The 26,539-nt window shown below is 74.7% G+C and carries 16 protein-coding genes; 10 read left to right on the top strand and 6 right to left on the bottom strand.

What is annotated here, in order from left to right; genetic code table 11:
• Positions 1 to 3: 3 nt before the first annotated feature.
• Both ACH4C6_RS31110 and ACH4C6_RS31105 read right to left on the bottom strand, forming a co-directional pair.
• Complete coding sequence (locus ACH4C6_RS31110; protein ID WP_398111988.1) at positions 4 to 1,290, bottom strand: ADP-ribosylglycohydrolase family protein; 1,287 nt, start codon at positions 1,288 to 1,290, stop codon at positions 4 to 6.
• Positions 1,287 to 2,369 carry an ADP-ribosylglycohydrolase family protein gene (locus tag ACH4C6_RS31105; protein WP_398111987.1) on the bottom strand — a complete coding sequence of 361 codons (1,083 nt, stop codon included), beginning with the start codon at positions 2,367 to 2,369 and terminating at the stop codon, positions 1,287 to 1,289. Before ACH4C6_RS31105 ends, ACH4C6_RS31110 begins: the two co-directional genes overlap by 4 nt.
• A gap of 212 nt (positions 2,370 to 2,581) precedes the next feature.
• On the opposite strand from ACH4C6_RS31105, the gene ACH4C6_RS31100 reads away from it, so the two are divergent.
• The 3 genes from ACH4C6_RS31100 (at position 2,582) to ACH4C6_RS31090 (ending at position 9,789) form a co-directional block, all read left to right on the top strand.
• Entirely contained in the window at positions 2,582 to 3,313 is a 732-nt protein-coding gene (locus ACH4C6_RS31100) for a VIT1/CCC1 transporter family protein (RefSeq protein ID WP_398111986.1), read from the top strand.
• Between the two features lie 412 nt (positions 3,314 to 3,725).
• Positions 3,726 to 8,333 (top strand): glutamate synthase large subunit, encoded by a 4,608-nt coding sequence (gene gltB / locus ACH4C6_RS31095; RefSeq protein ID WP_398111985.1) that lies wholly within the window; start codon positions 3,726 to 3,728, stop codon positions 8,331 to 8,333.
• A complete protein-coding gene (locus ACH4C6_RS31090) occupies positions 8,326 to 9,789 on the top strand; it encodes a glutamate synthase subunit beta (protein WP_398111984.1) in 1,464 nt (487 codons plus the stop codon). Before gltB ends, ACH4C6_RS31090 begins: the two co-directional genes overlap by 8 nt.
• A gap of 139 nt (positions 9,790 to 9,928) precedes the next feature.
• On the opposite strand, the gene ACH4C6_RS31085 is transcribed toward ACH4C6_RS31090, so the two are convergent.
• From ACH4C6_RS31085 to ACH4C6_RS31075, 3 genes are read right to left on the bottom strand one after another with little or no spacing between them, the layout of a single operon-like run.
• Positions 9,929 to 10,891, bottom strand: coding sequence for an ABC transporter ATP-binding protein (locus tag ACH4C6_RS31085; RefSeq protein ID WP_398111983.1), 963 nt, complete (start codon positions 10,889 to 10,891; stop codon positions 9,929 to 9,931).
• Entirely contained in the window at positions 10,888 to 13,629 is a 2,742-nt protein-coding gene (locus ACH4C6_RS31080) for an ABC transporter permease (protein ID WP_398111982.1), read from the bottom strand. The genes ACH4C6_RS31085 and ACH4C6_RS31080 overlap by 4 nt, the downstream gene beginning before the upstream one ends.
• 1 nt (position 13,630) lies before the next feature.
• The gene (locus ACH4C6_RS31075) at positions 13,631 to 16,963 is read right to left on the bottom strand and encodes an FtsX-like permease family protein (protein ID WP_398111981.1); all 3,333 of its coding nucleotides are present in this window, start codon (positions 16,961 to 16,963) and stop codon (positions 13,631 to 13,633) included.
• A 141-nt stretch (positions 16,964 to 17,104) separates the two neighbouring features.
• Between ACH4C6_RS31075 and ACH4C6_RS31070 the strand changes: the two genes are divergently transcribed.
• Together ACH4C6_RS31070 and ACH4C6_RS31065 are read left to right on the top strand one after the other, a co-directional pair.
• Positions 17,105 to 17,836: an ABC transporter ATP-binding protein gene (locus ACH4C6_RS31070; protein ID WP_398111980.1), complete on the top strand. Its 732-nt coding sequence runs from the start codon at positions 17,105 to 17,107 to the stop codon at positions 17,834 to 17,836.
• A gap of 12 nt (positions 17,837 to 17,848) precedes the next feature.
• Positions 17,849 to 18,583 (top strand): vWA domain-containing protein, encoded by a 735-nt coding sequence (locus ACH4C6_RS31065; RefSeq protein WP_398111979.1) that lies wholly within the window; start codon positions 17,849 to 17,851, stop codon positions 18,581 to 18,583.
• Between the two features lie 73 nt (positions 18,584 to 18,656).
• Here the strand turns inward: ACH4C6_RS31065 and ACH4C6_RS31060 are convergent, their stop codons facing one another.
• Positions 18,657 to 19,541 (bottom strand): hypothetical protein, encoded by an 885-nt coding sequence (locus ACH4C6_RS31060; RefSeq protein ID WP_398111978.1) that lies wholly within the window; start codon positions 19,539 to 19,541, stop codon positions 18,657 to 18,659.
• Between the two features lie 120 nt (positions 19,542 to 19,661).
• On the opposite strand from ACH4C6_RS31060, the gene ACH4C6_RS31055 reads away from it, so the two are divergent.
• From ACH4C6_RS31055 to ACH4C6_RS31035, 5 genes are all read left to right on the top strand, one after another.
• Positions 19,662 to 20,072: a chorismate mutase gene (locus ACH4C6_RS31055; RefSeq protein ID WP_398111977.1), complete on the top strand. Its 411-nt coding sequence runs from the start codon at positions 19,662 to 19,664 to the stop codon at positions 20,070 to 20,072.
• 114 nt (positions 20,073 to 20,186) lie between these two features.
• Positions 20,187 to 20,738 (top strand): two-component system response regulator, encoded by a 552-nt coding sequence (locus ACH4C6_RS31050; RefSeq protein WP_398111976.1) that lies wholly within the window; start codon positions 20,187 to 20,189, stop codon positions 20,736 to 20,738.
• A gap of 67 nt (positions 20,739 to 20,805) precedes the next feature.
• Positions 20,806 to 23,298 carry an aminopeptidase N gene (gene pepN / locus ACH4C6_RS31045; RefSeq protein WP_398111975.1) on the top strand — a complete coding sequence of 831 codons (2,493 nt, stop codon included), beginning with the start codon at positions 20,806 to 20,808 and terminating at the stop codon, positions 23,296 to 23,298.
• A 396-nt stretch (positions 23,299 to 23,694) separates the two neighbouring features.
• A complete protein-coding gene (locus tag ACH4C6_RS31040) occupies positions 23,695 to 25,101 on the top strand; it encodes a pyridoxal phosphate-dependent decarboxylase family protein (RefSeq protein WP_398111974.1) in 1,407 nt (468 codons plus the stop codon).
• On the top strand, positions 25,098 to 26,528 hold the full coding sequence (locus ACH4C6_RS31035; protein ID WP_398111973.1) for a lysine N(6)-hydroxylase/L-ornithine N(5)-oxygenase family protein: 1,431 nt from the start codon (positions 25,098 to 25,100) through the stop codon (positions 26,526 to 26,528). The genes ACH4C6_RS31040 and ACH4C6_RS31035 overlap by 4 nt, the downstream gene beginning before the upstream one ends.
• The last annotated feature ends 11 nt before the right edge of the window (positions 26,529 to 26,539 follow it).

Genomic DNA, 26,539 nt, shown 5'->3' with positions numbered 1-26,539 from the left:
GCATCATCCTCCCGGCCGGGCCGGTTGCGCGGCTTCCAGCAGCCCGGCGAGTTCCACGAGGTCGGTTCCGGTGAGGCGGGGCAGGACGCAGCCGGAGAGGGTGCGGCAGGTCTCCCGCCAGGGCGCCGGGACGGACGCGCCGCCGCCCAGGGCCCCGGTGAGGGCTCCGGCCAGGGCCGGTGCGGAGTCCGCGACACGGGACAGGCACGCCGCGGCCGGGACGGCCTCGGCGATGCAGCCCCGGGCGGCGGTGGCCAGGGCGAGGGCCACCGGCACGGTCTCGGCGGCGGCGATGCCGTAGCTGTAGACGTGGTCGACGATCTGGTGCTCCAGGGACGGGACCAGGGCGAAGGTGCTGTCCGCCGCGGCGGCCAGGTGCAGGGCGTGCCGGGCGTTGCGGCCGATCTCCGTGGACGCGGGCAGTTCGTCCAGGGCGGCCGCGACACAGGCGCCGACGTCCGCGCCGGCCAGGGCGAGGGAGAGGGCCGCCGCCATCGCGCGGGCGCCGTGCACGCCGTCGCCGTCCTGGGTGTAGCGGGCGTCGAACTCGGCCAGGGCGGCGGCGCTCGCGGGGTCGCCGGGGTGGGCCGCGGCCAGCACGCAGGCGCGGACGCAGGCGGCGTCGTCGAAGTAGTGGGGGTTGTCGTGGCCGGTGGCGGGCGGGCGCAGGCCGGTGGCGAGGTTGCCGAGGCCGGCGCGGACGGAGATGCGGGCCCGCAGGGGCAGGACGGCGGACTCGATCTCCGGGGCGCGGTCCGCCGCGGCGGCGACCTCCCCGGCGACGGCGTTCCAGGTGAGGTCGATCGCGGCGCGGATACGGCGGTCCCGGCCGAGGTCGTCCAGGACGGTGTCCTCGCCGGCGCTCAGGAGGGCCTCGGCGGCGAAGGCCGCCCACTCGGCGTCGTCGGACGGGCCGAGGCGCAGGGGCTCGGGGGGCTGGTTCAGGGCGATGGGGACGGGCAGGGTGGTCGTGGCGTTCTGCTCGGCGAAGGTGTCCAGTTCGCGGGTGAGGCGGCGGGTCCAGTCGGGCATGCGGGCGGCCCGGTGCCGGGCGGCGGGCCAGCCCGCGGCGTCGCCGGCGGCGAGACCCAGCAGGAGCCCTTCGGTCCGGCTCCCGGCCCCGGCTCCGCCGTCGGCCCGGCCGTCTCCCACCCGGGCACCGCCCGTGACGGTCACTCGCAGGGTCCTGGTCTCCCGTGGGGGGAGCGGGCCGTCGGCGGGCGGTGCGTCGTGCGGTGTGGCGGCTGCCTGCCGGGCACCACCGCGCTGTGTCAGCTGGTCCGCAGTCATACGCAGTCCTCCGTTTCGGTCCCCGCCGGGATGACGTCCGCAGGAACCGGCTGGGGAACCGGCGGGGAGGGTTCCGGGGACGCGGACGGTGACGTCAGAAGATCCGCCACGTCCAGGACGTGGTAGCCGGCCATCGCCGGGAGGCATCGCCCGCGCACGGGACCGATGGGCGCCGCCCACTCGGCGGGGATCGCCGGCACGCCTTGGGTCGCCCCGGCCAGGGCACCCGCCACCGCCGCCGTCGTGTCCGCGTCGCGGCCCATGTTGACCGCGGTCAGGACGGACTGCTGGAAGTCGCCGTCGGCCGCCGCGTACGCGCCGAAGGCGAGCGCGACCGCCTCGGGGGCGAGATCGGTCCAGGGGTAGCCGCCGATGACGACCGCGGAGCGCACGGCGCGTTCGCCGCGGTGGGCGGCCGTGACGGCCCGGCGCAGGCAGCGCGCGGTCCACGAGTCGTCGGGGACGACCGCGAGGGCCGCGGCCACCACCGCGATCACCTGGGCGCCCGCCATGGCCGCCGCGACGCCCGCCGCCACCGCCCGGCCCCCGTAGATGCCCTCGCCGTCGTGGCTCACCGAGCCGTCGATCGCGACCAGCCGGGCCGCCTCCGCCGGGCGGCCCGCGGCGAAGACGCCGAAGGGGGCCGCCCGCATGGCCAGGCCGTCGCTCCAGGCGTGCCGGTGCTGGGCGGAGATGGGTGCGGCCAGGCCCCGGCGCAGGTTCTCCAGCGTGCCGCGTTCGCTGAAGCCGGCGCCCCGGAAGGGGCCCTCGTCGCGGTCGGCGATCAGTTCGTGCCACGCCGACTCCACATGCGCCGGGGTGAGCGCGGAGCCGTGCCGGGCCAGCAGGAGGCCGGAGAAGATCGCGTACTCGGTGTCGTCCGTGCCCGCCGGGTGCTCGGCCACGTACCCGGTGATGCGGCCCCAGCGCGCCCGGATCTCGGAGGGCTTCATGTTCTCCGCGGGAGCCCCGAGCGCGTCACCGACGGCCAGGCCCAGCAGGGCGCCCCGGGCCCGGGCGCGCAACCCGGTGGCGTCCTGGGCGTCCGGGGCGGAGGGTGTGCCGGCGGTCGATGCCATGGGGCATGTGTCCCACCGGGGCGCGCGACGCGAGCATCGGCGGCCCCAGCATCACCCGGTCGATGCCGGGCAGGAGAATGGGCCCAGGGTTCCATGAAGGGTAAAACCGCAGGTTAGCCCAGCCTTTCCTTGCTGGCGGGGACGGAATTCCGGGCGTACTTTGGGGGTTGTACAAATCTGGAACCAGTCCAGACAAGGGGAGCGGATCTTTCATGGCGATCATCGAGACCGAGGCGGCGCTGCACGAGGCGCACCGGGACAACCACACGCACCGGGACGTCAACGGCGGCTGGCTGCGTCCCGCGGTGTTCGGCGCCATGGACGGCCTCGTCTCCAACCTGGCCCTGATGACCGGTGTCGCCGGCGGGGCGGCCGGTCAGCACACCGTCGTCCTCAGCGGACTCGCGGGCCTGGCGGCCGGTGCCTTCTCCATGGCCGCGGGCGAATACACCTCCGTGGCCTCCCAGCGCGAACTGGTCGAGGCCGAACTGGACGTGGAGCGGCGCGAGCTGAAGAAGCACCCGAAGGACGAGGAGGCCGAGCTGGCCGCCCTCTACCAGGCCCGGGGTGTCGAGCCGGGGCTGGCCAGGGAGGTCGCCCGGCAGCTGTCGAAGGACCCCGAGCAGGCGCTGGAGATCCACGCCCGGGAGGAGCTGGGCATCGACCCCGGCGATCTGCCCTCGCCCACCGTGGCCGCGGTGTCGAGCTTCGGCTCCTTCGCGCTGGGCGCCCTCGTCCCGGTGCTGCCGTACCTGCTGGGCGCGAGCACGCTGTTGCCGGCCGTGCTGCTCGCGCTGCTCGGACTCTTCCTGTGCGGCGCGGTCGTGGCCAGGGTGACCACGCGGACCTGGTGGTACAGCGGCCTGCGGCAGTTGCTGCTGGGCGGTGCGGCGGCCGGTGTGACGTACGCCCTGGGCACCCTGTTCGGAACGGCCGTAGGATAGCGCGGTCCGGACTTATGCAGTGAGCTGCATAGATTTTCGTTACTCGCTGGTTTCGACGGTGTGGCGACCGGGCATGAGCCGTAAGCGCCGCGGGCAATGACGCCCGTCGCGCACTCGACGGGGTGGGCGACGGCGCCCGCTCCGCCCCCCGGGCCGAGGCCGACTGATCCGACCGATCGTTCCCTCCGGTCTCCCACAACCTCCACCACCACCGGTTCGGTGACCCGTCCGCACGGCCGTGGTGTCCGCATGATGGAACGGATTATCCCGCTTCCCGAGAACCGATCCATCATGTAACCTGCACGAAATTTTGCGATCACGCGAGGGCCAACGTCGTCCCTCGGCACCTGCTCCCCCAGAGCCCAAGAGCCTGGGAGGGGCCCCCAGCCACCTGACGACGACGGGAGAGCCGATGCGTACGCCGCGCCAGCCGTCCCAGCACTCCACGAACGGCCGGAACTGGTCCTTCATGGATGCTCGCCCTGCTGCGCAGGGTATGTACGACCCCCGCAACGAGCACGACGCCTGCGGCGTCGGCTTCGTCGCCACCCTCACCGGCGAGGCGTCCCACACCCTGGTGGAACAGGCTCTGACCGTCCTGCGCAACCTCGAGCACCGAGGCGCCACCGGCTCCGAGCCCGACTCCGGCGACGGCGCGGGCATCCTCTCGCAGGTCCCGGACGCCTTCTTCCGTGACGTGGCCGGATTCGAACTGCCCGCGGCGGGCTCCTACGCCGTCGGCATCGCCTTCCTGCCGGAGGACTCCACCGCGGACGCCGTCTCGCACATCGAGACGCTCGCCGCCGACGAGGGCCTCACCGTCCTCGGCTGGCGCGAGGTGCCGGTCGCGCCCCAGCTGCTGGGCGCCACCGCCCGCTCCACCATGCCGGTCTTCCGCCAGCTGTTCGTCGCCGACGGCTCCGCCGCGCCCGCCACGGGCATCGCCCTGGACCGCAAGGCGTTCGTGCTGCGCAAGCGCGCCGAGCGCGAGGCCGGCGTCTACTTCCCGTCGCTGTCCGCGCGGACCGTCGTCTACAAGGGCATGCTGACCACCGGCCAGCTCGAGCCCTTCTTCCCGGACCTGTCCGACCGCCGCTTCGCCTCCGCGATCGCGCTCGTGCACTCCCGGTTCTCGACCAACACCTTCCCGTCGTGGCCGCTGGCCCACCCGTACCGCTTCGTCGCGCACAACGGTGAGATCAACACCGTCAAGGGCAACCGCAACTGGATGGTGGCCCGCGAGTCGCAGCTGGTGTCGGACCTGTTCGGGTCCGACGACAAGGCCATCGACCGGATCTTCCCGGTCTGCACGCCCGACGCCTCCGACTCCGCCTCCTTCGACGAGGTGCTGGAGCTGCTGCACCTGGGCGGCCGGTCCCTGCCGCACTCGGTGCTGATGATGATCCCGGAGGCGTGGGAGAACCACGACTCCATGGACCCGGCCCGGCGCGCCTTCTACCAGTACCACTCCACGATGATGGAGCCCTGGGACGGCCCGGCCTGCGTCACCTTCACCGACGGCACCCAGGTCGGCGCGGTCCTCGACCGCAACGGCCTGCGCCCCGGCCGCTACTGGGTCACCGACGACGGCCTGGTCGTCCTCGGCTCCGAGGTCGGCGTGCTGGACATCGACCCGGCCAAGGTCGTCCGCAAGGGCCGCCTCCAGCCCGGCCGCATGTTCCTGGTGGACACCGCCGAGCACCGCATCATCGAGGACGACGAGATCAAGGCCCAGCTCGCCGCCGAGAACCCCTACCAGGAGTGGGTGGAGGCCGGCGAGATCGAGCTGTCGGACCTGCCCGAGCGCGAGCACATCGTGCACACCCACGCCTCGGTCACCCGCCGCCAGCAGACCTTCGGCTACACCGAGGAGGAGCTGCGCGTCATCCTCGCGCCGATGGCCAAGGCCGGCGCCGAGCCGATCGGCTCGATGGGCACCGACTCGCCGATCGCCGCCCTGTCGGACCGGCCGCGCCTGCTGTTCGACTACTTCACCCAGCTGTTCGCGCAGGTCACGAACCCACCCCTGGACGCCATCCGCGAGGAACTGGTCACCTCCCTGCGCAGCTCCCTCGGCCCGCAGGGCAACCTGCTGGAGCCGAACGCGGCCTCCTGCCGCAGCGTCCTGCTGCCCTTCCCGGTGATCGACAACGACGAACTCGCCAAGCTCATCCACATCAACGCCGACGGCGACATGCCCGGCTTCAAGGCCGCGACCCTCTCCGGCCTGTACCGGGTGCACGGCGGCGGTGACGCGCTCGCCGCGCGCATCGAGGAGATCTGCGCCGAGGCCGACGCCGCCATCGAGAACGGCGCCCGCCTGATCGTCCTGTCGGACCGCCACTCCGACGCCGAGCACGCGCCCATCCCGTCGCTGCTGCTCACCGCCGCCGTCCACCACCACCTCATCCGCACCAAGCAGCGCACCCAGGTGGGCCTGCTGGTCGAGGCCGGGGACGTCCGCGAGGTGCACCACGTCGCGCTGCTCATCGGCTACGGCGCCGCCGCGGTCAACCCGTACCTGGCGATGGAGTCCGTCGAGGACCTGGTCCGCGCCGGCACCTTCCTGCCCGGCATCGAGGCCGAGCAGGCCATCCGCAACCTCATCCGCGCCCTGGGCAAGGGCGTGCTGAAGGTCATGTCCAAGATGGGCATCTCCACCGTCGCCTCCTACCGCGGCGCCCAGGTGTTCGAGGCCGTCGGCCTGGACGAGGCGTTCGTCGCCACGTACTTCAACGGCACCGCCACCAAGATCGGCGGCGTCGGCATCGACGTCGTCGCCAAGGAGGTCGCCGCCCGCCACGCCAAGGCCTACCCGGCCTCCGGCATCGCCCCGGCGCACCGCGCGCTGGAGATCGGCGGCGAATACCAGTGGCGCCGCGAGGGCGAGCCGCACCTGTTCGACCCGGAGACCGTCTTCCGCCTCCAGCACTCCACGCGCTCCGGCCGCTACGACATCTTCAAGAAGTACACCGAGCGCGTGAACGAGCAGTCCGAGCGGCTGATGACGCTGCGCGGCCTGTTCGGCTTCAAGTCCGGCCGCGCGCCGATCTCCGTCGACGAGGTCGAGCCGGTCTCCGAGATCGTCAAGCGCTTCTCCACCGGCGCCATGTCGTACGGCTCCATCTCGCAGGAGGCGCACGAGACGCTCGCCATCGCCATGAACCAGCTGGGCGGCAAGTCCAACACCGGTGAGGGCGGCGAGGACCCCGAGCGCCTGTACGACCCGGCGCGCCGGTCGTCCATCAAGCAGGTCGCCTCCGGCCGCTTCGGTGTGACCTCCGAGTACCTGGTCAACTCCGACGACATCCAGATCAAGATGGCCCAGGGCGCCAAGCCCGGCGAGGGCGGCCAGCTGCCCGGCCACAAGGTCTACCCGTGGGTCGCCAAGACGCGGCACTCCACGCCCGGCGTGGGCCTGATCTCCCCGCCGCCGCACCACGACATCTACTCCATCGAGGACCTCGCCCAGCTGATCCACGACCTGAAGAACGCCAACCCCCAGGCGCGCATTCACGTCAAGCTGGTCTCCGAGGTCGGCGTCGGCACGGTCGCGGCCGGTGTGTCCAAGGCGCACGCGGACGTGGTGCTCATCTCCGGCCACGACGGCGGCACCGGCGCCTCGCCGCTCACCTCGCTCAAGCACGCCGGCGGCCCCTGGGAGCTCGGCCTCGCCGAGACCCAGCAGACCCTGCTGCTCAACGGCCTGCGCGACCGGATCGTCGTGCAGACCGACGGCCAGCTCAAGACCGGCCGCGACGTGGTCATCGCCGCGCTGCTCGGCGCCGAGGAGTTCGGTTTCGCGACCGCGCCGCTCGTCGTCTCCGGCTGCGTCATGATGCGCGTGTGCCACCTGGACACCTGCCCGGTCGGCATCGCCACCCAGAACCCGGTGCTGCGCGAGCGCTACACCGGCAAGGCCGAGCACGTCGTGAACTTCTTCCGGTACATCGCCGAAGAGGTCCGCGAGATCCTGGCCGAGCTGGGCTTCCGCTCCATCGAGGAGGCCGTCGGCCACGCCGAGGCCCTCGACGTCACCCGCGCGGTCGACCACTGGAAGGCGCAGGGCCTGAACCTGGAGCCGCTGTTCCACGTGCCCGAGCTGCCCGAGGGCGCCGCCCGCCACCGGGTCGTCCCCCAGGACCACGGACTGGAGAAGGCGCTCGACAACGAGCTGATCAGGCTCGCCGCCGACGCGCTCGCCGCACCCGGCGCGGGCGAGGCCCAGCCGGTGCGCGCCCAGGTCGCGATCCGCAACATCAACCGCACGGTCGGCACCATGCTCGGCCACGAGGTGACGAAGAAGTTCGGCGGCGCGGGCCTGCCCGACGACACCATCGACATCACCTTCACCGGCTCCGCGGGCCAGTCCTTCGGCGCGTTCGTGCCGCGCGGCGTCACGCTGCGCCTGGAGGGCGACGCCAACGACTACGTCGGCAAGGGCCTGTCCGGCGGCCGGATCGTCGTCCGCCCGGACCGCGCGGCCGACCACCTCGCCGAGTACAGCGTCATCGCCGGCAACACCATCGGCTACGGCGCCACCGGCGGCGAGATGTTCCTGCGCGGCAAGACCGGTGAGCGGTTCTGCGTGCGCAACTCCGGCGCGACGGTCGTCTCCGAGGGCGTGGGCGACCACGGCTGCGAGTACATGACCGGCGGGCACGCGGTGGTGCTCGGCGAGACGGGCCGCAACTTCGCGGCCGGCATGTCCGGCGGCGTCGCCTACGTCATCGACCTCGACCGGGACAACGTCAACGCCGGCAACCTGGACGCCGTCCAGGCACTGGACGACGCCGACAAGCAGTGGCTGCACGACGTGGTCCGCCGCCACCGGGAGGAGACGGGCTCCACCGTCGCCGAGAAGCTCCTGGCCGAGTGGGACACCGCGGTGGAGCGCTTCAGCAAGATCATCCCCAGCACGTACCAGGCAGTGCTCGCCGCCAAGGACGCCGCCGAGCGAGCCGGTCTCTCCGAGACCGAGACCCACGAGAAGATGATGGAGGCGGCGATCAATGGCTGACCCGAAGGGCTTTTTGAACCACGGGCGCGAGCTCGCCACGTCCCGCCCCGTCGAGGAGCGCGTCCGGGACTGGAACGAGGTCTACGTCCCCGGCTCCCTGCTGCCGATCATCAGCAAGCAGGCCAGCCGGTGCATGGACTGCGGCATCCCGTTCTGCCACAACGGCTGTCCGCTCGGGAACCTCATCCCCGAGTGGAACGACTACGCCTACCGCGAGGACTGGGCCGCCGCCTCCGAGCGTCTGCACGCGACCAACAACTTCCCGGAGTTCACCGGCCGTCTGTGCCCGGCCCCGTGCGAGTCGGCGTGCGTGCTGGGCATCAACCAGGCGCCCGTCACCATCAAGAACGTCGAGGTCTCGATCATCGACAAGGCGTGGGAGACCGGGGACGTCGCCCCGCAGATCCCCGAGCGCCTGTCCGGCAAGACCGTCGCGGTCGTCGGCTCGGGCCCGGCGGGTCTGGCCGCCGCCCAGCAGCTGACCCGCGCCGGCCACACCGTCGCCGTCTACGAGCGCGCGGACCGTGTCGGGGGCCTTCTGCGGTACGGCATCCCCGAGTTCAAGATGGAGAAGCGGCACATCAACCGCCGTATCGAGCAGATGCGCGCGGAGGGCACCCGCTTCCGCACGGGCGTCGAGATCGGCCGCGACCTGAAGGCCACGGACCTGAAGAAGCGCTACGACGCGGTCGTCCTGGCCGTCGGCGCGACCACGGCCCGCGACCTGCCGGTGCCCGGCCGCGAACTCAAGGGCATCCACCAGGCCATGGAGTACCTGCCGCTGGCCAACAAGGTGCAGGAGGGCGACTACGTCACCACTCCGATCTCGGCCGAGGGCAAGCACGTCGTGGTCATCGGCGGCGGCGACACCGGCGCGGACTGCGTGGGCACCGCCCACCGCCAGGGCGCGGCCTCCGTCACCCAGCTGGAGATCATGCCCCGCCCGGGCGAGGAGCGGCACCCGCTCAACCAGCCCTGGCCGACCTTCCCGATGCTGTACAAGGTCACCTCGGCGCACGAGGAGGGCGGCGAGCGGGTCTACTCCGTCTCGACGACCCACTTCGAGGGCGACGAGGACGGCAACGTGCAGTGGCTGCACCTCACCGAGGTGGAGTTCATCGACGGCAAGCTGACCCCGAAGCCGGGCTCCGAGCGCAAGATCCCGGCCCAGCTGGTGACCCTCGCCATGGGCTTCACCGGCACCGACCGGGAGAACGGTCTGGTCGAGCAGTTCGGCCTGGAGCTCGACGAGCGCGGCAACATCGCCCGCGACGGCGACTACCGGACCAACGTGCCGGGCGTGTTCGTCGCCGGGGACGCCGGCCGCGGCCAGTCGCTCATCGTCTGGGCGATCGCCGAGGGCCGTTCGGCGGCGCGCGGGGTGGACCGCCACCTCACCGGCGCCAGCGACCTGCCGGCCCCGATCCGTCCCACGGACCGTGCGCTGATGGTCTGAGCGCACCCCCTGAACGTCCCGCACAAAGGCGTGCGGAACACCGACGGCGCCTGCCCACTGTCCCCGACCGGACCCCGGGCAGGCGCCGTCGAACTTCCCCCGGGCCCCGCCGCGGGCCCGGGCCTGTCCGCCCGGAACCTCAGCCGTCGCGGCCCTCGTCCGGCCACACCTGGATGTGGTCCTCCTCCAGCTCCAGCAGCACCCGGTCCCGCATGTCCAGGGCCGCCGTGTACTCGGCCGGCAGTTGCAGCCGGCCGGCCCGGTCGAGCATGGCGTACTCACGGGCCACCGTGGACTCCTCACCGGCCTCGTCGACCTCGGTGCGGCGCAGCACCTCCGTGGAGGTCCGGCCGTCGCGGATCGCCACCGTGCGGCGGACCTCGCCGGCGACGGCCTGGTCGTGCGTGACGACGACGATCGTGGTGCCCAGTTCCTCGTTGGCCCGGCGGAACGCCGCGAAGACCTGCCGCCCGGTCGCCGAGTCCAGTTCGCCCGTCGGCTCGTCGGCGAGCAGGACGGCCGGGTCGTCGGCCAGGGCGACGGCGATCGCCACCCGCTGCTGCTGGCCCCCCGACATCTGCGGCGGCCGCCGGTCCCGGCAGTCGGCGACCCCGAGCAGGGACAGCAACTCCTCGGCGCGTGACGCCCGTTGCCTGCGCGGACGCCCCGCCAGCTGCATCGGCAGGACGACGTTCTGCGCCGCCGTCATGTACGGCAGCAGGTTGCGGGCCGTCTGCTGCCACACGAAACCGACCACCTCGCGGCGGTAGCGCAGACGCGCCTTCGCGTCCATCGCCAGCAGGTCGCGCCCCGCGACCCGCGCCGTCCCCGCCGTGGGCACGTCCAGGCCCGCCAGGATGTTCATCAGCGTCGACTTGCCGCTGCCGGACGCCCCGACCAGGGCCATCAACTCGCCCTCGCGCACCAGCAGGTCGAGGCCCTGGAGCGCCTGCACCTCCATGGCGTCCCCGCCGCCGCGCCGGCTGAAGATCCGCACCAGCCGGTCGCAGGCGATCAGGGCGTCGTGGCCGTAGGCGGGCCGGTCGCGGTGGTGTGCCGCCCGCTGCTCCAGCTCCGCGAGCGACCGTGTCGTAGCGCTCAACGCAAGTCTCCTGCCCTGAGGTGGGTGATCGGTGTGCGGCGCCCCGCCCACCAGGCCTGTGCCACGGCCACCGCCGCGGCCAGCAGCAGCGCGCCCGCCGCCGGCAGGGCCAGTGACCACACGTCCGCGCGCAGCACGGCACCGCCCGGCACCGTGACCCCGTACGCGTCGGCCAGGGCGAGGCGGTCCAGGTCGATGCCCGGCGCGAGCAGCCGGACCGCCGCCCAGCCCACGGCCACGCCCCCGCCGGCCGCGAGCAGCGCCAGGGGAAGTGCCTCCAGGCCCAGCAGCCGCCTGCCCTGACGGGCCGTCAGGCCCAAGGTGCGCAGCCGGGCCAGCAGGGCCGCCCGCTCCGGTGCGGTCCGGACCATGCCGAGCACCAGGGACAGCAGGGCGTAGCCGGTGCTCGCGGCGACGGCCCACAGGTAGATCCGTTCGGCGCCGGACTGCAGCGGCGAGTCGGACAGCGCGGCGCGTTCCTCGCTGCGCAGGGTGACCGACAGCCCGGCGCCCGTGCCGCGCACCGCCGCCCGCAGCGCGGCCCCGTCCAGTCCGGGACCGGCCGCCAGCAGGGCCGTCGCGCCGCCGGAGCGGGGCAGACCGGCCGCGTCGACCAGCAGGAAGTCGCCCTCCGGGATGGCCGGGGTCCCCGGCCGCACGGCGGTGATCCGCACCGTGACAGGCCCGCCGTCCGTACCGATCCGGTGCGGGGCGCGGCCGAGCCGCTCGGCGACCCCGGGGGAGGCGACGGCGCCGAGCACCCCGCCCCCCGACGCCAGCCGGTCGGCGGTGAACCCCCCGAGGCCCGTGCGCCGGGCCAGTGCCGCGTAGGCGTCCGGCTCGACGGCGACGACCGTCAGCGACCGCTTGTCCTCGGACACGCGCTCCGCGGCGTAGGACACACCTACGGCCGCCACCTGCCGCACGCCCGGCACCTCCCGCACCGCCCGCTCCAGTCCCGCCGGGAGCGCCGAGCCGTCGGAGGTGTCCACCCGTGCGTCCGCGCCGGTGCGCAGCAGCGCCGCCCGGTCCCGGGCGTCCGCCACCCCGCTCAGCACCGAGCCGCCGAACGCGGCCGTCGTCAGGGCCGTCAGCAGGGCCAGCAGCGGCAGCGTGGCGACCGCCGCCGGTGAGCGGCCCGCCCGGGCCAGCGCCAGGAACCCCACCGCCCCGCGCAGCCGCCCGGCCGGGCCGGAGGCCCACCGCAGGGGCAGCGGATACAACCGCACCAGGACCAGCGCGGCGACCAGCCCGACCAGCACCGGGGCGGCGCTCACCAGCACGTCCGCCGTGTCCTCGGCTCCCCGGCGGCGCAGGGCCGCCACCGAGCCCGCGGCCAGCACCAGCAGGGTCAGTTCGGCGACCGTGCGCCGCCCCCCGGGCCGGGCGTGCGTGAGGTCGCCGCGCCCCGGGTGCGTGCGCGGCCTGCGGTGCGCCACCACCGCCCGCACCGGCAGCGCGGCGCAGGCGAGCACGGCCACGGCGCCCGCCCCGAGCACGGACGGCAGCAGCCGGGCCCCGTCCACGGCGAGCACCGCCAGCAGCAGACCGCAGGCGGCGGCCGGCAGCGCCGGGACCGCGCTCTCCGCCAGCAGCCGCCGGCCGATCCCGGCCAGGGAGCCGCCCCGGGCCCGCAGCAGGGCCAGCTCGGTGTCCCGGCGGGCCGCGGCCAGGCCACCGCTCATCACCAGGACGACCACGGCGACCGCGGCGATCCCGACGGCCCCGACGGCGACCACGGGCGTGATCGCGTCACGGGTCCGGGCGTACCCGCCCACGACCTCCTCCAGGCCGGTGAACACCTGCGCCGTCGGACCGGCGGCACCGCGCATGCGCACCAGTCCCGGGCCGTCCTCCAGGGACGCCACCCGGTCGAGCAGCGCCGGGGCGTCCGCCGCGGTCAGCCGCTGCGTGGCGGGCGCGAACCGCCAGTACCGCTCCGGCTCGCCCAGCCCGCCGAGCAGCGCCGGGGCCGCCTCCGGCGCGAGCAGGAGGCCCGCCTCCCAGTAGAACTGCGGCGGACGGCCCCCGTCGCTCGCCAGCGCCGGTGAGCGCACGATGGGCTCCGCCGACCAGTAGCTGCGTTCCGGATGCCGGGGTTCGAGGACGCCGGTGACCCGGACGGTGAGCGGCCGGTCCGGGAAACCGGCCAGGGTGAGCGTGGATCCGGCCCGCAGCCGCAGCGTCCGGGCCGTCTCGGCGGTCACGGCCCCCTCCACCGTCCTGGTGTCCACGCCCACCGGCCGGCCTGCGGCGGGCAGCCTGCCCTCGCGCACCGTGGCGTGAGCCGCCGCGCCCGACTGCGCGAGCAGGGTGAACCGGGGCGGCAGCCCGTCCGGGCGGGGCAGCCACGCGTCCAGGGCCTGCAGGCTCTTGCCGGTCCGCACGCCGTGCGCCGACTGGGCCGGGTCCACCCGCAGCGGCCGGGGCAGCAGCGACCGCGCCCGGGCGTCCACCTCGGCGAGCGCCTCCGGCCGGACCTCGTCCGCCCGCGCCCGCTCCGGCTGCTCCAGACCGGGCTGGGCCGTCTTCAGCTCCAGCACGGTCGACCCGGGGGCGGCCGAGACCACGGCCTCGCGCAGCCCGTGCGTCTCGTACGCCTCCACGGCCCGCGGCAGCACCGCCGCGAGGAAGGCCGTGACCAGCACCAGCACCCCGAAGGCGACGGTGGCCCAGGGGGCGGTCCGCAGCCGGGTGCGCACCCAGGAGGCGTCCGCGACGCGCGTGTCCCACGGCATGTCAGTCCTCCCCCTGATGCCGCAGCGCGACCGCCGGCTCGGCGCGCGGCAGCGCCGACGCGGCCGTGATCAGCACCAGCGGCGCGGCCACCCCGGCGACGAGCAGGGCCACCTGCCCCACCGGCAGTTCCACGAGGACGGGCGGCACCGGCCGCGCCGCCCCCGACGTCAGCACGATCAGCGGCACCACGGCCCGGGTCAGCACCGTGCCCAGCACGAGCCCGGCCAGCAGACCCACCCCGACGAGCAGGCTCTGCTCCGTGGCGACGAGCCGGGCGAGGTCCCGGCGGGGCGTGCCCAGGGCGCGCAGCACCGCGAACTCCGCCGACCGCTCCCGCCGCGCCCCGGCCGCGCTCACCGCGAAGCCCCCGGCGGCCAGGGCCACGGCCGCCACCGCCACCGCCGTCAGCGCCGCACGCGGCCCGGCGCCCAGCGGATCGCGCAGCAGATCCGCCGCGGCCTCGTCGCGCACCAGCACCTGCTGCGCCTCCAGGTCCGGCCGCGCCCGCAGCGCCGCCGCGACCTCGGCGGCCCTGCCGGGCGCGGCGCTCACCCACCACTCCGTGGGCGTGAGCGCCGTGGTGCCCCGCTGGGCCAGCACGGCGTCCACGGCCCGCAGGTCGAGCAGCAGCGCCCCGCCGGCCACGCTCCGCCCGGCCGTGTCGGTGCCGGTGGTGGGCAGTTCGCGCACCACCCGGGCGATCCGCACCCGCAACTGCTCCCCGGACAGCGGGACGTCGACGCTGTCGCCGGGCGCGGCACCCGAGGCCCGCAGGAAGTCCCGTGTGGCCACGGCGGCCAGGGTGCGCGGGGCCCGGGCGCCGGCGGTGTCGGCCCGCACCGTCCACACCGGCACCGCGCCGTACCCGTCGTCACCACCGGCACCGGTCGTGTACGACAGGGACAGCGGCGCCGTGTCCGACGCGGCCGGTGCGGCCGCGCGTGAGAGGACCTCGCCGTTGCGGGTCACGGTCCGGCCGCCCTGCCAGCGGGTCCCCGGGGCCACCCGCACGGTGCGCGCGGGACCGTCGGGACCCGTGGCGAGCAGCCGCTCGACGGTGAGGCGGTGCCGCTCGGCACGGTCGGCCGGAACGGTGTCGTCGAGCTGCAGACCGGTCAGCCGCAGCGGTCCGGCCGGAGCGGCACGGCGGCCCGTCGCCGTCCGGTCCAGCTCCAGCGCCACGCGGTGGACCCGGCCGTCCACCGGGACGTTCCCGGCGCCCAGCCGGTAGGCGATGCCGTAGGCGTCCTCGACCACCACCGTCAGCAGGGGCGTACGTCCCGACGGGGAGCGTCCGCCGGGGGCACGCTCGTCGGTGATCCGCACGTCCAGTGCCAGGCGCCGCGTGCCGTCGGGAAGCCGCACGGCCCGGTCCACGCCGGGCGGGGGCGGGGCCAGGGCCCGCAGCAACTCGTCCGGCGGCTCGTCGGCGAGGTCACCGCGCATCAGCATCCCGTCACCGGCGCGGGAGGTGTCCAGCGCGAGCACCGTCGCCTCGCGGTCCCCGGACAGACTCAGCGCGGCACGGTGCGCGGGGGCGGCCGCGCGGGCCCCGGGCAGCGCCGCGTAGAGCCCGCTCTGGCCGGGGCTGCCCGGCCGGTGGTCCAGCACCCGGACCGCGGCGCCCGTGCGGAAGTCGGCCTGGTCGTCCTGCGACCGGTCCCAGGACGCGCCGTGCCCGACGGCCAGCATGCCGGTGGCGACGGCGACGATCAGCAGCAGCACCGGACCCGCCCCGCGCAGCGGACGCCGGCTGAACTGCCAGCCCGCCAGCGCCGCCGGCAGTCCGCGTCCGCTCGCCGACCGGCGTTCCGCCAGCCGCGCCGCGAACGGCAGCACACGCAGCGTCAGCACCGTGCCCGCCAGCAGCGCCAGCGCCGGCGCCGCGACCAGCAGCGGGTCCAGGCCCAGCCGCCCGGCCCGGTCCCGGCCGATCACCCCGCCGCCCGCCGCGCCGGTCTGCCGCCGCAACTGCCAGTACGCCACACCCGCGATCAGCAGCAGGGCGAGGTCCGCGCCCGCCCGCACCGGGGCGGCCGACGTCGCCGCCCGCACCCGGCGCAGCCGCGCGGGCGCGTCCGCAGCCCCCGTCAGTGCGGGCGCCACCACCGCCACCGCGCACACCAGCGCGACCCCGCCCGCGACCAGCCACACCCCGCCCGACGGGGCGCCGCCGAGCCGGAGCCCGATCCGCTCCAGCGAGGACCACCCGGCGAGCAGCCGGGCCAGCGGCCCCGACAGCAGCGCGGCACACACCGCGGCGGGCACCGCGAGCAGCAGCGCCTCCAGCCCGGCCAGCGACGCGATCCGGCCCCGCGAGGCGCCCCGGGCCCGCAACAGCTCTGTCTCGCCCGCCCGTTCACTGCTCAGCAGCCGCGCCACCAGCAGCAGCGCGTACCCGGCGAGCAGCACCAGCTGCAAGGAGACGATCAGCAGGGTGGAGCGGGACACCAGCAGGGCCCGCTCGACGCGGTCCAGGACCTCGGGCAGCCCGGTGCGCACGTCCGCCGAGCCGCCCAGGGCCGGCTCCTCGCGCAGCAGGGCGGCCGACCGGACGGTCGCCGTGCGCAGGGCGCCGAGGGAGCCGGTGGTCAGCCCGCGGTGGTCGGCCGTCGCCACCCAGCCGGTGCCGCCCCGCGTGACACGGCCCGAGGCGAGCACCGCCCCGTCGGCCAGCAGCGGCCCGTACGTGGTGAAGGCGACCGTGCGCACCCCCTGGCCGCCGAGCGTGTCGGCCTGCCAGTACGGGTCGGAGCCGTCGGCCGCCCGGTACACGCCGGTCACCGCCACGCGCACCGGCTCACCGCCCAGCCGGTCGGTCAGGGTGAGGCGCGCCCCGGGCCGCAGCCTCAGCCGGTGGGCGGCCGCCTCCGGCACGGCGACGGGCACGGCTCCGCCCCGGGACGCCGCAGTCGCGGTGGGTAGCGCGCCCGCGACCAGCTCGACCCGGGACCGGTCCAGGGCGGCCAGCAACGTCAGATCGGGCTGCCCGGCACGCGCGTCCGCGCTCTGCAGCGACCGGGGCAGCGCGTACGGCCCGGAACGCTCCAGCCGCCGTACCGTCACCGGCAGCCCGCCGAACGCCTCGCGCGCCCCGCGCTCCACCGCACGCTGCGCCGCACCCCGCTTCCCGGGCGGCACGTCCGCCTCGACCACGAGGGAGGCGGCGGACCTGGACCTGCCGTCCAGCGTGGAGCGCAGCGCGGCGTCCCCGACGGAACCGGAGAAGGCCGTGAGCGCGGCGAGCACCGAGGTGGTCAGCAGGGCGGCGAGCAGGGCGGCGACGATCAGCAGCCGATGCGCGCGCAGACGCAGCAGCACCAAGCCTGTCACTGTTCCCCCACCCCGTCGGCCGAGCCGCTCCCTCCCCCGAACCCGCCATGCATATCACGGAGTCGGCGGCCCAGCACACGTGTGCGAAGGGGAAGCCGTTCCGCTCTTGACCATCCGGCGGGTTCCGTATGGGATGCGGTGATGACCGAGAACACCGGCCCCGCAACCGGCGCCGCCCTCGCCGACGGCCCGCCCGGCGAGCCGATGCTCCGGGTCGAGGACGTGCACCACTCCTACGGCACGGGCGCCGCCGCCGTGCACGCCCTGCGCGGGGCCTCGTTCGCCGTCCGCCGCGGTGAACTCGTCGCCCTCAAGGGCCGTTCGGGCTCGGGCAAGACCACGCTGCTGCACCTGATCGGCGGCCTGGACTCCCCGCAGAGCGGCCGCGTCGTCGTGGACGGCACCGACCTGTCGGCGCTGGACGACAGCGGACTGCTCGCGCTGCGCCGCGACCGGATCGGGTTCGTCTTCCAGTCGTTCGGCCTCATCCCCATCCTGACCGCCGCCGAGAACGTGGGCGTGCCGCTGCGGCTGCGCCGCGCCGAGGTACGCGAACGCGAGGAACGCGTGGCGCTGCTGCTGGCCCTGGTGGGTCTGGCCGGGCACGAGACACAGCGGCCCGCCGAGCTGTCCGGCGGCCAGCAGCAGCGGGTCGCCATCGCCCGGGCCCTCGCCAACCGCCCGGCCCTGCTCCTCGCCGACGAGCCGACCGGGCAGCTCGACGCCGCCACCGGCCTGGCGGTGATGGAACTGCTGCGGGCCGTGGTGCGCAGCGAGGGCGTCACCGCCCTCGTCGCCACCCACGACCCCCAACTCCTCGGCCTGGCCGACCGGGTGCTGGAACTGAGCGACGGAGTGGTCGTCGAGCAGTGAGAAAGTGACGCCATGGCCGCGATCAGTCTCAGCACGGTGCGGGAACGCGCACCCGCGCTCGTCGAGTCCTACACGAGCGCCGGAGTGTCCCTCGTGAAACACGGGCTGGACGGGCTGCGGGCCGCGGTCCATCTCGTCGTCGACCACTCCGGCTCCATGAGGCCGTACTACAAGGACGGCAGCGTGCAGGCGCTCGCCGACCGGGTGCTCGGCCTTTCGGCGCACCTCGACGACGACGGGACCGTGCCGGTGGTGTTCTTCTCCACGGACGTCGACGCCGAGACCGAGATCGCCCTGGCCGGACACGAGGGACGCATCGAGCAGATCGTGGCCGGCCTCGGCCACATGGGCAGGACCAGCTACCACCTGGCGATGGACGCCGTCATCGACCACTACCTCGACAGCGGCACGGCCGAGCCCGCCCTGGTCGTCTTCCAGACCGACGGCGGGCCGGCCGACAAGCTCGCCGCCGAGCGCTACCTGTGCAAGGCGGCCCGGCTGCCGCTGTTCTGGCAGTTCGTCGGCTTCGGCGACCCGCACAGCAAGCAGTTCGACTTCCTGCGCAGGCTCGACGAACTGGCCGTACCGGGCAAACGGGCCGTCGACAACGCCGGGTTCTTCCACGCCGGCACCGACCCCCGCACGGTGCCGGACGCCGAACTGTACGACCGGCTGGTGGGTGAGTTCCCCGCGTGGCTCACGGCCGCGAGGGCCGCCGGCATCGTCCGGGACCGCGGCACCCGCTGAACCGCACGCCCCCGCACGCCCCGGCCGGCACACCCGCCCGGCACGGCGTCACGTGTCGCACTCCAGCACGGCGTCACGTGTCGCACTCCAGCACACTCCGGCACAGCGCGCAGCGGGCCCGCACCCGGCCCTGCACCGGCACCCTGATCCGCTGCTCGCACGTCGGGCAGGGGAACGAGACCCGCAACCGCCCTCCCACGTCCGGCGAGAAGACGTACCGCACCCCCGGCTGCGGCCCCTCAGGCGCGAGCCGCCGGTCCCGGGCGTAGCGCCGCCGGCCCGCCCAGCCCGCCGCCGTCAGCGGCGGCTGCCGCCCGTCCCGCCGCGCCAGCTCCATCCCCCTGCCGTACGCCGTGTACGCCTGCGCGCTGGTGAACCACACCGACGGGTCCTCCCCGAACACCAGCGCCCGCTTGGCCAGCACGTACCCGAACTCCTCCGGCGTGAGGTACCCCAGCTTCTGCGACGACACCCCGTCCTCCCGGTAGGCGTCCAGCAGCAGCCAGCCCGCCCCCAGGTACGCCGCCGCCGTGTCGGTGAGGATCTCGTTGTCCCGCACGCCCGGGAACGACAGGTCCAGCCGGTGCAGGTACACATGCGTCACCTCGTGCGCGAGCGCCGCCCCGATGTCCCGCCGGTGCGTACGGAACCGGTCGTTCAGCTCCACGAAGTACTCCGGCCCCGCCGCCAGCTCCACGTTCGCCGCGTGCCGCATCTCCCGGAAACCCACGATCAGCCGCGCGTCCGGCAGCCGGTAGTGCCGCACCAGCTCCCGCGCCACCCGCTGCGCCCCCAGATGCAGGTCGTCCGTGTCGCAGAACGCCACGTCCGCCGGGACCACACTCGTCGCGAACGTCCGGACGGTGACGTGGGACAGCCGCCGGTACAGCGCCGTGACGGCGGCGCGCACCGTCTCCAGATGCGGGTAGCCGTGCTCGACCGGCCCGTCGTTCGCCACGCCTCACCCCCAGGACGCCCGGGAACCCGCTTCCACTGTACGAGGACGCCCCCGCCCCGGGCCGCCGAGGCGTGAGACGCCCCGCGGCCGGGCGGCCCCGTCCCCGTAGGCTTCCGCCCCATGACCACCAGCAACACCGGTACCGACGACGCCCGGCCCGGCGTCCGCGAGGAACTCGCGCGGCTGCGCGACAGCATCGACAACATCGACGCCGCCGTCGTGCACATGCTCGCCGAGCGCTTCAAGGCCACCCAGCAGGTCGGCCTCCTCAAGGCCCGGCACCAGCTGCCCCCCGCCGACCCCGCCCGCGAGGCCCGCCAGATCGCCCGCCTGCGCGCCCTGGCCGAGGACGCCAAGCTGGACCCGGCCTTCGCCGAGAAGTTCCTGAACTTCATCGTCGCCGAGGTCATCCGCCACCACGAGCGCATCGCCGAGGAGGCGCTCAACGGCACCGCCGAGGAGGCGCGCAACGGCACCGCCGTCCCCGCCGAGACCCCCGCCGCCACCGGCGACCGGCCACCGGGGGAGTGACACCGCCGCCCGCGCCGGGCATGCTGCGCTGAGCACAGCATGTCAGCCGGCGCGTACTGCGCGTCAGCGTCCCGGACCTACTCTGGTCCTCCACGAGGGAGGGGGCGTCGGGCCATGCCGTCGGATACCAGGATCCTCATCGTCGACGACCACGAGGACACGCTGTACGCGCTGGAGAGCGCCCTGGCCCCCCTGGGCCACCGCATCGGCCGCGCCACCAGCGGTGACGAGGCGCTCAAGCAGGTCCTGCGCGGCGGGGTCGGCCTGCTCCTGCTCGACGTGTGCATGCCCGGCCTCGGCGGCCTGGAGGTCGTGCGCTACATGCGCCGCGTCGAACAGACCCAGCACATTCCGGTCATCCTGCTGACCGGTTTCGGAGTCGACCACGCCCTGGCCACCACCGCCTTCCGCCTCGGCGTCGCCGACCTCCTCCTCAAACCCGTCGACCCCTGGTCCCTGCGCACCAAGGTCCGCTACCTCTACGACGCCCACCGCCGCCACCTCGCCCTGGAACGGGAGGTCCGCCGGCTGCGCGCCCTGGCCCGGGAGCACCCCGGCACCCCCGCCCACCCCGCGAGTCCCGTCCTGCCCCACCCCGGCGCCCACGTACCCACCCAGCGGCCCCAGGGGGCGCACGCCGGGGAGCTCGAGAAGGACCGCGGCTGAGACCGGACATTGCGCACGTACCGATCCGCCTCTGTGCCGTGCCGACCCCATCAGGCAGCATGTCTGCATGTCCGTACTGACGCGCGACGAAGCGCAGGCCCGAGCAGAGCTCCTCGACGTCCACCGCTACACCGTCGAACTCGACCTGACCGGCGGTGACGAGACCTTCGGCTCCCGCACCCTGATCACGTTCGCCGCCCGCGCGGCCGGGGACACGTTCGTCGAGGTCAAGCCCGCCGAGCTGCACTCCGCCACCCTCGACGGACAACCCCTGGACCCCGAGGCCCTCGACGGCAACCGGCTCCCGCTGAAGAACCTCGCCCCCGGCGAGCACGAACTGCGCCTGGACGCCCGCATGCGCTACTCCCGCACCGGCGAGGGCATGCACCGCTTCACCGACCCCACCGACGGCGAGACCTACGTCTACACACAGCTGTTCATGGACGACGTCCAGCGCGTCTTCGCCGCCTTCGACCAGCCCGACCTGAAAGCCGTCTTCGACCTGTCGGTCACCGCCCCGCAGGGCTGGACCGTCCTCGCCAACGGCCTCACCGAGCACCGCGACGGCGTGTGGCGGGCCGCCCCCACCCCCCTGATCTCCACCTACCTCGTCGCCGTCGCTGCCGGCCCCTGGCACTCCGTGCGCACCGAGCACCGCGGCCTGCCCTTCGGCCTGCACTGCCGCCGCTCCCTCGCCCCCCACCTGGACGCCGACGCCGACGAACTCCTCGACGTCACCCGCGCCTGCTTCGACCGCTACCACGAGAAGTTCGACGAGCCGTACCCCTTCGACTCCTACGACCAGGCCTTCGTCCCCGAGTTCAACGCGGGCGCCATGGAGAACCCCGGCCTGGTCACTTTCCGCGACGAATTCGTCTACCGCTCCGCCGTCACCGACACCGAGCGGCAGACCCGCGCCATGGTCATCGCCCACGAGATGGCCCACATGTGGTTCGGCGACCTCGTCACCCTCAAGTGGTGGGACGACATCTGGCTGAACGAGTCCTTCGCCGAGTACATGGGCTACCAGACCCTCACCGAGGCCACCCGCTTCACCGACACCTGGACCGACTTCGCCGTCACGCGCAAGTCCTGGGGCTACGACGCCGACCAGCGCCCCTCCACCCACCCCGTCGCCCCCGAAGCCGTCGACGACACCGCCTCCGCCCTGCTCAACTTCGACGGCATCTCCTACGCCAAGGGGGCCAGCGCCCTGCGGCAACTCGTCACCTGGCTCGGCGAGAAGGACTTCCTCGCCGGCATCAACGCCCACTTCGCCCGGCACAAGTTCGCCAACGCCACCCTCGCCGACTTCATCGACAACCTCGCCGGCGCCACCGACCGCGATGTCCACGCCTGGGCCGACGCCTGGCTGCGCACCACCGGCGTCGACACCCTCACCCCGCGGATCGTCCCCGGCGAACAGGGCCTGTGCGCCCTCGCCACCGACCGCGCCGGCAGCCGCCCGCACCGCGTCGCCGTCGGCCTGTACGACCGCGACCTCGGCGACGACGGCGGACAACTCGTCCTGCGCGAACGCCTCCACCTGGACCTCCCGCAGACCGCGGACCACCCCATCGGCAAGCGCCCCGCGCTGCTCCTCCTCAACGACGGCGACCTCACCTACGCCAAGGTCCGCTTCGACCCCGAGTCCTTCGACACCGTCCGCAAGGACCTGTCCGGCCTGCCCGAACCGCTCACCCGCGCCGTCGTCTGGAACGCCCTGCGCGACGCCGTACGCGACGGCGAACTCGCCCCCGCCGCCTACCTGGAGACCGCCCGGGCCCACCTGCCGCTGGAGACCGACCTGGCCGTCGTCCAGGGCGTCCTCGCGTTCGCCTCCACCCACCTCACCGACCGCTACCTCACCCCCGGCCGGCGGCCCGCCGCCCTCGCCACCCTGTCCGAGCTGTGCCGCGACCTCATCCGCCGCACCGAGGACGGCGACAACCCCGGGCTGCGCCTGATCGCGGTCCGCCACCGCATCGACGTGGCCGCCCACCCCGACACCATCGCCGCCTGGCTCGCCGACGGCACCGTCCCCGGCGGCCCCGAGCTCGACCCGGAGCTGCGCTGGCGCGTGCTCGCCCGGCTCGCCGTCCTCGGCGCGACCGACGAGGCCGCCATCGAGGCGGAACTCGCACGCGACCCGAGCGCCACCGGCCAGGAGGGCGCCGCCCTGTGCCGGGCCGCCCTGCCCGACCCGGAGGCCAAGGAACGCGCCTGGCAGGCCATGTTCGGCTCCGACGACCTGTCCAACTACCTCTTCACCGCCACCGCCCGCGGCTTCTGGCAGCCCGAGCAGAGCGACCTCGTCGGCCCCTACGTGCCGCGCTTCTACACGGACGCCGTCGCCCTCGCCGACCGGCGCGGTCCCGCCATGGCCGACGCGGCCGGCCGCTGGGCCTTCCCCGCACACGCCGTCGACCCGGACAACCTCCGCCTCGGCGAACAGTGCCTCACGCAGGCCGCCCCCAGCCCTGCCCTGCGCCGCAAACTGATCGACCAACTGGACGACCTCAGGCGCGCACTGCGGGTCAGGGACGCAGCGGAGAACTGACCCGGGGGACGCACGGCGGGCGGGACGGCCACGAGGACCGCCCCGCCCCGGGCATCGCAGCGGCCCGGGGGCACGGACGACCCCATCCCGGTGTCACCGGTAGCCGGCAGGACACGATGCCGGACCGGCCACCCCGGTGCCACCGGCACCCCGCGGGGCACGACGGCAAGTCGGCCGCGCCGATGCCACGGCACCCGGCATGACGCCACGCGGGAGCGCCCCCGGCATCCGGCACGACGCCACGCGGGGGCGCCCCCGGTGCCCGGTATGACGCGGCGGCGAGGCGGCCAGCCCGTGCGCCCTCCCCGCAACTGACGATTCGCGCAGGAACACCTCCGGCCCGGTTGCGTCGTTGGGCTGTTCGGGCGGTTCGCCCCGTGTCCCGGAGGTCAGCTCATGCGCACGCCGTCCCTCGCCTCGGGCCCCGAAGGGCCCCGCGCCCTGCGACCGCTGCTCGACACCGTGCTCGACGCGCTCGACACCGGTGGCCGGACCCGCGGCGGGCCCCTGCCGCCGGGCGGGCCGCAGGCGGTCGCCGCACGGCTGCGCCGGACGGTGGGGGAGATCCTCCCCGACCACGGCGACCCGCAGGCGCTGCACACCCTGGTCCGTGCCGTCGCCGAGGGCGCCGCCGACCCGGCCCACCCCCGCTGCGCCGGCCACCTGCACGGCCCGCCCCTGGCCGTCGCCGCCGCGGCCGACCTCGCCGCATCCGCCCTCAACCCCTCCCTGGACTCCTGGGACCAGGCCCCGGCCGCCTCCGAGCTGGAGGCGATGGTCACCCGGGCCCTCGCCCGGGAGATCCACGGGCCCGGCCCCGGCCCGGACGCGCTCGTCACCACCGGCGGCACCGAAGCCAACCACCTCGCCCTGCTGCTCGCCCGCGAGGCGGCCCGGGAGGCCGGCGGCGGGACCGTCCGGCTCGTCGTCGGCGGCAACGCCCACCACTCGCTGCCGCGCGCCGCCTGGCTGCTGGGCCTGCCCGACCCCGTCGTCGTGCCCGCCCCCGGCGGCAGACTGGACCCCGCAGCCCTCGACACGGCCCTCACCCGCACGAAGGGGCCCCGGCTCGTCGCCGCCACCGCCGGCACCACCGACGCCGGCCTGATCGACCCGCTGCCCGAGATCGCCGGCCGCTGCGCCTCCCACGGCGCCCGGCTGCACATCGACGCCGCCTACGGCGGAGCGATGCTGTTCAGCACCCGGCACCGCGCCCTGCTCGACGGACTCGACGCCGCCGACACCGTCACCCTCGACCTGCACAAACTCGGCTGGCAACCCGTCGCCGCCGGCCTCCTCGCCGTCCGCGACCCCCGCGACCTCGCCGCCCTGCGGCACCGCGCCGACTACCTCAACGCCGACGACGACACCGACGCCGGACTGCCCGACCTCCTCGGCCGCTCCCTGCGCACCACCCGCCGCCCCGACACCCTCAAGCTCGCCGTCACCCTCAAGACCCTCGGACGCAGCGGCCTCGGCGCGCTCGTCGACCAGGTCTGCGCCCACGCCCGGCAGTTCGCCGCCCTCGTCGACGCGCACCCCGGCTTCGACCTGCACGCGCCGCCCACCCTCAGCACCGTGCTGTTCCGCCCCGCCGGCGCCCCCGACACCACCGTCGCCGCCGTACGCCGCGCCCTGCTCACCGACGGCACCGCCGTCCTCGGCCGGGCCCGCCTCGACGGCCGGCTCTGGCTGAAGGCCACCCTGCTCAACCCCGCCACCGGCCCCGACGACCTGGCCGCCCTGCTGCACCTCGTGGCAGCACGCCGGGCGGCACTCGAGGAAGGACACACCCCCCGATGAACCCCGACCACATCCCGGCACCCCGCCCGCACCACGAACCCGACGCCCCGCGCGACCTCGTCGGCATCGGCATCGGCCCCGCCAACCTCTCCCTCGCCGCGCTCGCCCACCCCCTCGGCGACCTCGACACCGTCTTCTACGACCAGCGCCCCGCCTTCGGCTGGCACCCCGGGCTGCTCATCGACGGCGCCACCATCCAAGTGCCCTACCTCGCCGACCTGGTGACCCTCGTCGACCCCACCAGCCCCTGGACGTTCCTCAACTACCTCAGATCCCGCGAACGGCTCTTCCCGTTCTACTTCGCCGAGCGCTTCCACATCCACCGCGCCGAGTACGACGCCTACTGCCGCTGGGTCGCCGAGAACCTGCCCGGCCTGCACTTCGGCCACCAGGTCGACGCCGTGCGCTGGAACCCCGAACGCGACCTGTTCGAAGTCGACTTCACCCAGCTCGACGGCGACGGGGAAGCCGAAGCCCTGGGCCGCACCTACACCCGCAACGTCGTCCTCGGCATCGGCACCGAACTCTACGTCCCCGACCCGCTCAAACCCCTGGTCCAGGCCCCCGGCGTCCCCGTCGTGCACGCCGCCGACTACCTCGACCACCGCGACACCCTCCTGGCCGCGGGGCACGTCACCGTCGTCGGCACCGGCCAGTCGGGCGCCGAGATCTTCCTCGACCTGCTCCGCAACCGGCCCGCGGGCCGCGAGAGCCTCCACTGGCTCGGCCGCACCAGCGCGTTCACGCCGATGGAGTACTCCAAGCTCGGCCTGGAGCACTTCACCCCCGACCACACCCGCTACTTCCACGCCCTGCCCGAGGCCACCCGCGACCGGCTCGTCGCCGGGCAGTGGCACCTGCACAAAGGCATCGACGCCACCACCGTCGCCGCCATCCACGACGAGCTCTACCGCCGCACCCTGCACGGCGGCTGGCCCGACGCCGTCCTCACCCCCGGCGTCCGCGTCCGCACCGCCGGCCGGGTCGCCACCACCAAGGTGGAACTGCACCTGGAGCACGAACTGCAGGGCAGCCGCTCCCGCCTCACCACCGACGCCGTCGTCCTCGCCACCGGATACCGCGAGCGCCCCCTGGACCGCGTCCTGGCCGGCCTCGACCCCTACCTGCGCCGCGACAACGCCGAGCGGCCCCGCATCGACGAGGACTACCGCCTCGTCCTCGACCCGTCCGTCACCGGCACCGTCCACGTCCAGAACGCCGAGACCCACACCCACGGGGTCGGCGCCCCGGACCTCGGCCTCACCGCCTGGCGCGGCGCGATCATCCTCAACTCCCTGACCGGCAGGGAAGCCTACGGACTCCCGCGCCGCACCGCCTTCACCACCTTCGGCCTCACCCAGCCCCGCCACGTACCGCCGCCCCGCGAGGCACCGGCACTGACCCCGCTGGTCGACGACCGCAGGTGAACGGGCACGGC

It is taken from the genome of Streptomyces sp. NPDC017943, from assembly GCF_044328425.1.
Lineage (GTDB): Bacteria > Actinomycetota > Actinomycetes > Streptomycetales > Streptomycetaceae > Streptomyces > Streptomyces djakartensis_A.
This window is presented reverse-complemented; position numbering and strand designations above follow the sequence as displayed.